The sequence below is a fragment of the Noviherbaspirillum denitrificans genome (genome assembly GCF_002211445.1).
In the GTDB taxonomy this organism is placed as follows: Bacteria; Pseudomonadota; Gammaproteobacteria; order Burkholderiales; family Burkholderiaceae_D; genus Noviherbaspirillum; species Noviherbaspirillum denitrificans.
Map to the genome: position 1 here is coordinate 1,184,544 of NZ_LSTO01000001.1, position 7,206 is coordinate 1,191,749.

7 protein-coding genes are annotated in these 7,206 nt (G+C 64.4%); 4 read left to right on the top strand and 3 right to left on the bottom strand.

Annotated features, from left to right (window positions below):
• Nucleotides 1–98 precede the first annotated feature (98 nt).
• Genes AYR66_RS05905 through AYR66_RS05915 form a run of 3 tightly spaced genes read right to left on the bottom strand, consistent with a single transcriptional unit; the run spans nt 99 to nt 2,808 of the window.
• Nucleotides 99–1,190 (bottom strand): DUF748 domain-containing protein, encoded by a 1,092-nt coding sequence (locus tag AYR66_RS05905; RefSeq protein ID WP_088706754.1) that lies wholly within the window; start codon nt 1,188–1,190, stop codon nt 99–101.
• On the bottom strand, nt 1,190–2,467 hold the full coding sequence (locus tag AYR66_RS05910) for an amidohydrolase family protein (RefSeq protein WP_088709627.1): 1,278 nt from the start codon (nt 2,465–2,467) through the stop codon (nt 1,190–1,192). Before AYR66_RS05910 ends, AYR66_RS05905 begins: the two co-directional genes overlap by 1 nt.
• A gap of 5 nt (nt 2,468–2,472) precedes the next feature.
• Nucleotides 2,473–2,808, bottom strand: coding sequence for a cupin domain-containing protein (locus AYR66_RS05915; protein WP_088706755.1), 336 nt, complete (start codon nt 2,806–2,808; stop codon nt 2,473–2,475).
• Nucleotides 2,809–3,050: 242 nt separating this feature from the next.
• Between AYR66_RS05915 and AYR66_RS05920 the strand changes: the two genes are divergently transcribed.
• The 4 genes from AYR66_RS05920 (at nt 3,051) to AYR66_RS05935 (ending at nt 7,097) form a co-directional block, all read left to right on the top strand.
• Nucleotides 3,051–4,175, top strand: coding sequence for a branched-chain amino acid ABC transporter substrate-binding protein (locus AYR66_RS05920; protein ID WP_088709628.1), 1,125 nt, complete (start codon nt 3,051–3,053; stop codon nt 4,173–4,175).
• Between the two features lie 187 nt (nt 4,176–4,362).
• Complete coding sequence (locus AYR66_RS05925) at nt 4,363–5,499, top strand: sensor histidine kinase (RefSeq protein ID WP_234814788.1); 1,137 nt, start codon at nt 4,363–4,365, stop codon at nt 5,497–5,499.
• A gap of 140 nt (nt 5,500–5,639) precedes the next feature.
• The gene (locus tag AYR66_RS05930; RefSeq protein ID WP_088706756.1) at nt 5,640–6,764 is read left to right on the top strand and encodes a DNA topoisomerase IB; all 1,125 of its coding nucleotides are present in this window, start codon (nt 5,640–5,642) and stop codon (nt 6,762–6,764) included.
• Nucleotides 6,765–6,794: 30 nt separating this feature from the next.
• Nucleotides 6,795–7,097: an antibiotic biosynthesis monooxygenase family protein gene (locus tag AYR66_RS05935; RefSeq protein WP_088706757.1), complete on the top strand. Its 303-nt coding sequence runs from the start codon at nt 6,795–6,797 to the stop codon at nt 7,095–7,097.
• Nucleotides 7,098–7,206: the final 109 nt, after the last annotated feature.

Below are 7,206 nucleotides of genomic sequence, written 5' to 3' on the forward strand. Positions count from 1 at the left end.
CAAGGTGGCGAACCATACCGATGCCGAGCTGTTCATGCTGGAAGAGCTGGTGGGACGGGTGCCGCCGTTCGCGGGCAAGGGGTACAGCATGTACTGATTCATTTCCCGAACAACTTCTTCACCACGCCGCCTATTCCCTCGGCGGCGCTGCCCACGCCTTTCGCCAGCCCCTCGATGCTGATGCCCAGCGTTTCCGCCACCGCGGTGCCGATGCGCAGCGCAAAGCTCTCGTTGAGCGAGAACTTCGGATCATCGAGGTTGCCGTCCAGCGTGAAGTCGATGCTGATCTGGTCCTTGCGGTTTTTCAGCGCCGCCACCACGGCCTGCCGCGGCACACCCATGAAGGTGTTGAACGGCCCCGATGCGGGCGCCAGTTCGAGGCCGGTCAAGGTGATGCTGCCGGGCGCATGCAGCCGGTTGTTGCGCACCGTCGATTTCAGCCGCAGGTCCAGCGCGCCCTTGCGCACGCCGGTCTCCGACGCCTTGATCAGGTAGGGCTGCAGCGCGACCAGGTCCACGCCCTGCAGCTTAGTGGCGAGTTCCGAATTGCGGCTCGCCAGCTCGGCCCAGCCGGTGATGGACAGCTTGCCGTTGCGCTGCACGCCTTTCACCTGGCCATCGATCTGGATCGCGGTGCGGCTGGCCAGGCCGGGAAGGCGCAGGTCTTCCACCCGCGCGTGCAATTGTTCCAGCCGCGTCTTGTGTGCCGGCTGCCTCACGCTGGCATCGAAAAACTCCAGCTCGCCATTGCGCAATTCGATGGTGCCGATACTCACTTCCTTCGGCTGTGCCTGCCCTGCCTCGCCGCCCTTTTTCTCCAGCAGGCTAGGCAGCAGGCGAAGCTTGCCGTCGCGACTGCGCTGCGCGGATACATACGCGTTCTCGACCAGGATGGCGGGGACGTGGATGCGCGCCGAGAACAGGCCGAGCAGGTCGGGCCGGACCACCACGCGTTCCGCGCGCAGCGTGTCGGGAGCAGGCCACCCGGCGGGCGCGGCGATGCGGATACGACGAATCTCGATGGATGACATGCCGACCACGATCTCGCCGACTTCGCTTTCCGGTCCGAGCGCCTGCTGCACCTGCTCCTTCAGCATCCGGGTTGCGAACTGCAGGCCGATGACGGCAGCGATCACCAGCGCGCCGGCGGCGGCGATGGCAATGACGAGCGTGCGCTTGCCAGCTTTCATTAACGCCGTCCCAGCCTAAAGTCGACAAGCGCCGGCCGTCCCGGCAGGTCGAGCTGCGCATGCGCGGGTGGCGACTGGCTGACGATACGGCCGCGCCGCACGACGTAACGGCGCGCCGCGCGCAGGCGGAGCGCTTCGATCGTGCTGCCCGCATCGAGCACCACGAAGTCGGCGTTGCAGCCGGGCTCCAGTCCGTAGCCTTCCAGCCCGAGGATGCGTGCCGGCGCCTGCGTGACCGCCATGAAGCATTGATGCATCGCTTCCTGTCCCGTCATCTGCGCCACGTGCAAGCCCATGTGCGCGACTTCCAGCATGTCGCCGGAGCCGAGGCTGTACCACGGGTCCATCACGCAGTCGTGGCCGAAGGCGACATCGATGCCGGCGGCCAGCAGTTCCGGCACGCGCGTCATGCCGCGCCGCTTCGGATAAGTGTCATGCCGGCCCTGCAGGGTGATGTTGATGAGCGGGTTGGCGATCGCCGCCACGCCCGCTTCGCGCATCAGCGGCAGCAGCTTGCTGACGTAGTAGTTGTCCATCGAATGCATGGACGTCAGGTGCGATCCCGCCACGCGGCCATGCAGGCCGAGGCGGTGCGCGTGGTACGCCAGCGTCTCGATGTGGCGCGACAGCGGGTCGTCCGATTCGTCGCAATGCATGTCCACGCGCAAGCCCTGCTCGGCGGCGAATTCGCACAGCAGGCGCACCGACTCCGCACCGTCAGCCATCGTGCGTTCGAAATGCGGGATGCCGCCGACCACGTCGACACCCATCGCGATCGCTCGCTTCAGGTTGGCGAAGGCAGTCGGGCTGCGCAGCACCCCGTCCTGCGGGAAGGCCACCAGCTGCAGGTCGAGCCAGGGTGCGACCTGCTTCTTCACCTGCAGCAGCGCCTCGACGGCCAGCAGGCGGTCATCGCATACATCGACATGCGTGCGCACCGCCAGCAGGCCGCGCGCAACGGCCCAATCGCAGTATTGCAGTGCGCGCTCGACCAGCGCTTCCTGCGTCAGCTGCGGCTTGAGCTCGCCCCACAGCGCGATGCCTTCGAGCAGCGTGCCGGACCGGTTCACGCGCGGCAGGCCGTAGCTCAGCGTCGCATCCATGTGGAAGTGGGCATCGACGAAGGGCGGTGTGACCAGGTCACCGGCGGCGTCGATTTCCTGCGCACCCTGTACGGGCAGCTTTGCACCGAGGGCGGCAATGCGTCCGTCTTCCACCGCGATGTCGATGCCTTGCCGGCCGTCCGGCAGTGTGGCGTTGCGTATGACCAGATCCATCCGTTTCATTCCCCCGCTTCCTGGTAGAAGACGGCCAGCCAGACCGTCTCGGTATCTTCGCGCGTCCAGTCGACGCGATGGCGCTCATGCGCCGCGATGTTCACATAATCGCCCGCGGCCAGGTGCACGACGCGGTCGTCCTGCTCGAAGCGCAGCTTCGCCTCGCCCTTGAGCACCATCACCCATTCGTTTTCCGGCTGGTCGTACCAGTAACCTGCCGGCGACGTGTGCCCCTTCGACACGATACGCTCGATACGCATTCCGTCGCCGGCGGCAAGGACATGGAAGAGTTCCTCCGGAAGCTGCGTCGGTATCTGTCCCAGAAAATTGCCGGTCTCCATCTTTCCTCCGTGCTTGTCTGTTTGACCATATTCAACCATCAGCCAAATTTAATTCGAATTCGGCCTGCCGGGAGCAATAATTTGCCGAAATTTCCGGCTTCCGGTGAAAAGAACGCAAGATAATTTTGCACGACTTTCCCCATAATCCACAGCCGTGAAGTAACCAGTTCACATTAGGAGGGTGCCATTCCGACACAATCGGGATGCGCACCAATTGGAGAGTCAATCACATGGGAACCTGCATGCAACTGAATAAAATTATCGGCGCACTCGCCCTGATGGGCCTGGCTGGCGCTGCGGCAGCACAAGAAACCGTCGTCAAGATCGGTGTTAGCGGCCCCCTGTCCGGCGCGCAAGCCTTCGCCGGCAAGGACAATGAAAACGGCGTCCGCCTCGCTGTTGAAGAACTGAACGCCAAGCCGATCACCGTCGGCGGCAAGAAGGTCAAATTCGAACTGATGTCGGAAGACGACCAGGCCGATCCGAAGGCCGGCGTCGGCGCAGCGCAGAAGCTGGTCGACAGCGGCGTGAAATACATCGTCGGTCCGTACAACTCCGGCGTCACCATCCCGGCATCGCGCGTCTACAACGACGGCGGCGCGCTGGTCGCCACCGTGGCATCCAACCCGAAGATCACCGAGCAAGGCTACAAGGGCCTGTTCCGCGTGAACGCCAGCGACACCCAGCTCGGCTCCAAGATGGCGCTCTACGCCGCCAAGGAACTGAAGCTGAAGACCGTTGCCGTCATCGACGACCGCACCGCATTCGGCCAGGGCGTGGCTGAAGAGTTCAAGAAGCAGGCGAAGGTTTCCGGCCTGAACGTGGTCGGCCACGAGTTCACCACCGACAAGGCTGCCGACTTCACCTCCATCCTGACCAACCTGAAGGCCAAGAAGGTCGAGGCGATCTTCCTCGGCGGCTATGCACCGCAAGGCGCGCCGATGGCCCGCCAGATGAAGCAGCTCGGCCTGAACGCCAAGCTGCTCGGCGGCGACACCATCTGCTCCGCTGAAATGGGCAAGCTGGGCGGCGATGCCGTCGGCGACAACGTGCTGTGCGCGCAGGGCGGCGCCATCCTCGACAAGGCTGCTGCAGGCCCGGCATTCAAGGACCGCTACAAGAAGCGCTTCAACCAGGATCCGGACGTCTACGCCGCTTCCTTCTATGACGGCATGATGATGTATGCCGACGCAATGAAGAAGGCCAACACGATCGAAGCCGCCAAGGTCGGCGAAGAGATCGCCAAGGGCTCCTACAAGGGCGTCGCCGGCACCTATGCCTTCGACGACAAGGGCAACATGAAGTCGTCCCCGGTGACCATCTTCACCTTCAAGGGCGGCCAGCCGCTCCCCCTGACCAGCTACTGATCCGCATTCGCGGCCGCGCCCTCCCGCCCGGGAGGGCGCATTCCACCTCCCCCTCCGCAAGATTCCCGTCCGGGAAAAATTCCCTCCTGTTTCACTCCAGTATGGAGCAGTGCAGCAAAATCTCAGGCATCATTTGACAATCCTGCAATAACGAGCGCGATCGCGCCAGAACAAGCATGGGGGCAACGTGACCGAGCTGCTCGATACCTGGTTTTCCACCGAAGGGTTCATGCCCCACGGGCATTGCTACCTGTGGACGCCTGAACTGCTTTGGTCCTACCTGATCGCAGATGCCGCCATCGGACTGGCCTATTACTCGATCCCGGTTGCATTGCTGGTCCTTGTGCACAAGCGGCGGGACCTGCGTTTCAACTGGATCTTCCTGATGTTCTCGGCGTTCATCTTCGCCTGCGGAACCACCCATTTCATCGGCATCTGGACCATCTGGAACCCCGCCTACTGGCTGGATGCCTCGGCACACCTCCTGACCGCCCTCATCTCCGTCGCGACGGCGATCATGCTGTGGAAGATTGTGCCGCGCGTGCTGCAGCTGCCGTCGGCGAAACAGATGCGCGCCGCCATCAACCAGCTTGAACACGAGATCCAGGAACGCCGCAAGGCGGAAGAGGCGCTGCGCCAGTCGCAGGCGACGCTGCGCGAGCTGGCCGCCTACCAGGAGCGGGTGCGCGAAGATGAGCGCAAGCGCATCGCGCGCGAAATCCATGACGAGCTGGGCCAGAACCTGCTGGCGCTGCGCCTTGACGTGTCGGCCCTGCACGCCCGTACAGGCGATCGCCATCCGCGCCTGCGGGAGCGTGCCGAAACCGCGCTCGACCACATCGACACGACGATGAAATCCATCCGCGCCATCATGAACAACCTGCGTCCCCCGGTGCTGGACCTGGGCCTGCCGGCCGCCATCGAATGGCAGGTGGCGCAGTTCGAGCACCGCAACAACCTGGTGTGCGAGCTCGCGATGCGCGACGACGGCTCCCCTGTGCCTGAGACACAGGCGACGGCGGTGTTTCGCGTGCTGCAGGAATCGCTCAACAATATCGGACGCCATGCGCGCGCCACCGTCGTGCGTATCGAAGTGGCCATCGATGACGGCCGACTGGAGTTGACGATCCGCGACAACGGCATCGGCATGCAGCCCGGCGACCGGCGCAAGGCGCATCGTTTCGGCCTGATCGGCATGGAAGAACGGGTGGCGATGCTGGGCGGGAACCTGTCCATCGAAAGCGCGCCGGGTGAGGGGACGGTGCTGCGGGTCGTCGTCCCGCTCGCCGACATCTTGGCAGATGCCGCGCCTGCGCAAGCCTGATTTTTTCAAACAGAAACAAGGCTTGCCGTTCCGGATTGACATGCGGCATCGCAGTCTTCCGCCAGCAGTGAAGCGGATTGATCGTGGTCATGAACTGCGGCGGACGCGCCGTTACAGTCGAGCTATTCCCCGGAGCATGCATGAAAAATACGCCGGACGGTTCGGCTGCGCCCGCCGATGCCGTCATCACCGCCCGCCAGGCCGGCCTGCGTTATGTCGGCGACGACGCGCCGGGCCTGACGCGCGTGCCGGACAAGGAGGGTTTCCAGTACCTCGATACCGACGGCAAGCGCGTGCGCGACGAAGCCACGCTGGCGCGCATCAAGTCGCTGGCGATTCCACCGGCCTGGACCGATGTCTGGATCTGCCCCCTGGAAAACGGCCACATCCAGGCTACCGGGCGCGATGCCAAGCGCCGCAAGCAGTATCGCTACCATCCGCGCTGGCGCAGCGTGCGCGACGAAGCGAAATACGACCGCATGATCGGCTTCGGCAAGGCGCTGCCGTTGATCCGCAAGCGCGTGGATGAAGCGCTCGGCTTGCCGGGACTGCCGCGCGAAAAGGTGCTGGCCACCATCGTCTACCTGCTGGAAGCGACCATGATGCGCATCGGGAACGAGGAGTATGCGCGCCAGAACAAGTCCTTCGGGTTGACCACGCTGCGCGACCGGCATGTGCGCATCGATGGCAAGGAGGTGGAGTTCCGCTTCCGCGGCAAGAGCGGCGTGCAGCACACGGTCCGGGTCGACGATCCGCGCCTGGCGCGCATCATCCGGCGCACGCGCGACCTGCCGGGGCAGGACCTGTTCCAGTACATCGACGACGACGGCGAACAGCGCAGCGTCGGCTCGTCGGACGTCAACGACTTCCTGCGCGAAATCACCGGCGAAGACTATACGGCCAAGGATTTCCGCACCTGGTCGGGCACCGTGCTCGCGGCGCTGGCGCTGCAGGAATACGAGAAGTTCGACTCCGAGGCGCAGGCGAAGAAGAACGTCGTGCGCGCGATCGAATCGGTGTCCGAAAGGCTGGGCAACACGCCGAGCGTGTGCCGCAAGTGCTATGTGCATCCGGCGGTCATCGAGTGTTATCTCGACGGCACCATGATCGGCGCGCTGCAGCAGCGGGCGCGCGAGGAGATGGAGAAGGAGCTGGCCGACCTTGGCGCGGAAGAGGCAGCGGTGCTGGCGCTGCTGCAGGAGCGGCTGGCTCAGGCGGCGAAGGAGGACGGCGGCAAGCGCAAGGCGAAGCGCCGCGTGGGATAATCGCAGATTCCACCACTCAACGGAACCGCCATGATCCTCGAACTCGCCGACATCCGCATCCAGCCCGGCAAGCAGGCTGAATTCGACGCCGCCATCCAGCGCGGCATCGACCAGGTCATCTCCAAGGCCAAGGGCTTCCGCGGCTACAAGGTCAACAAGGGCATCGAATCGCCCGAGCGCTATGTGCTGCAGATTTTCTGGGAAACCCTGGAAAACCATACCGTCGACTTCCGCCAGTCACCCGCCTTTACCGAATGGCGCGGCATCGTCGGCCCCTTCTTCGCGGCCCCGCCGGTGGTCGAGCACTTCACGCTGCTGGCCAAGTCAGACTGATCCTTACCGGACACCGTCGGGCATCGTCCTACGGCAGCACGACGTACCCGCGCGTCGCGCTGCACGCCCCGGTTTGCCGGCCCGCGCCGCAGGCCGGCGGCGGCTGGGG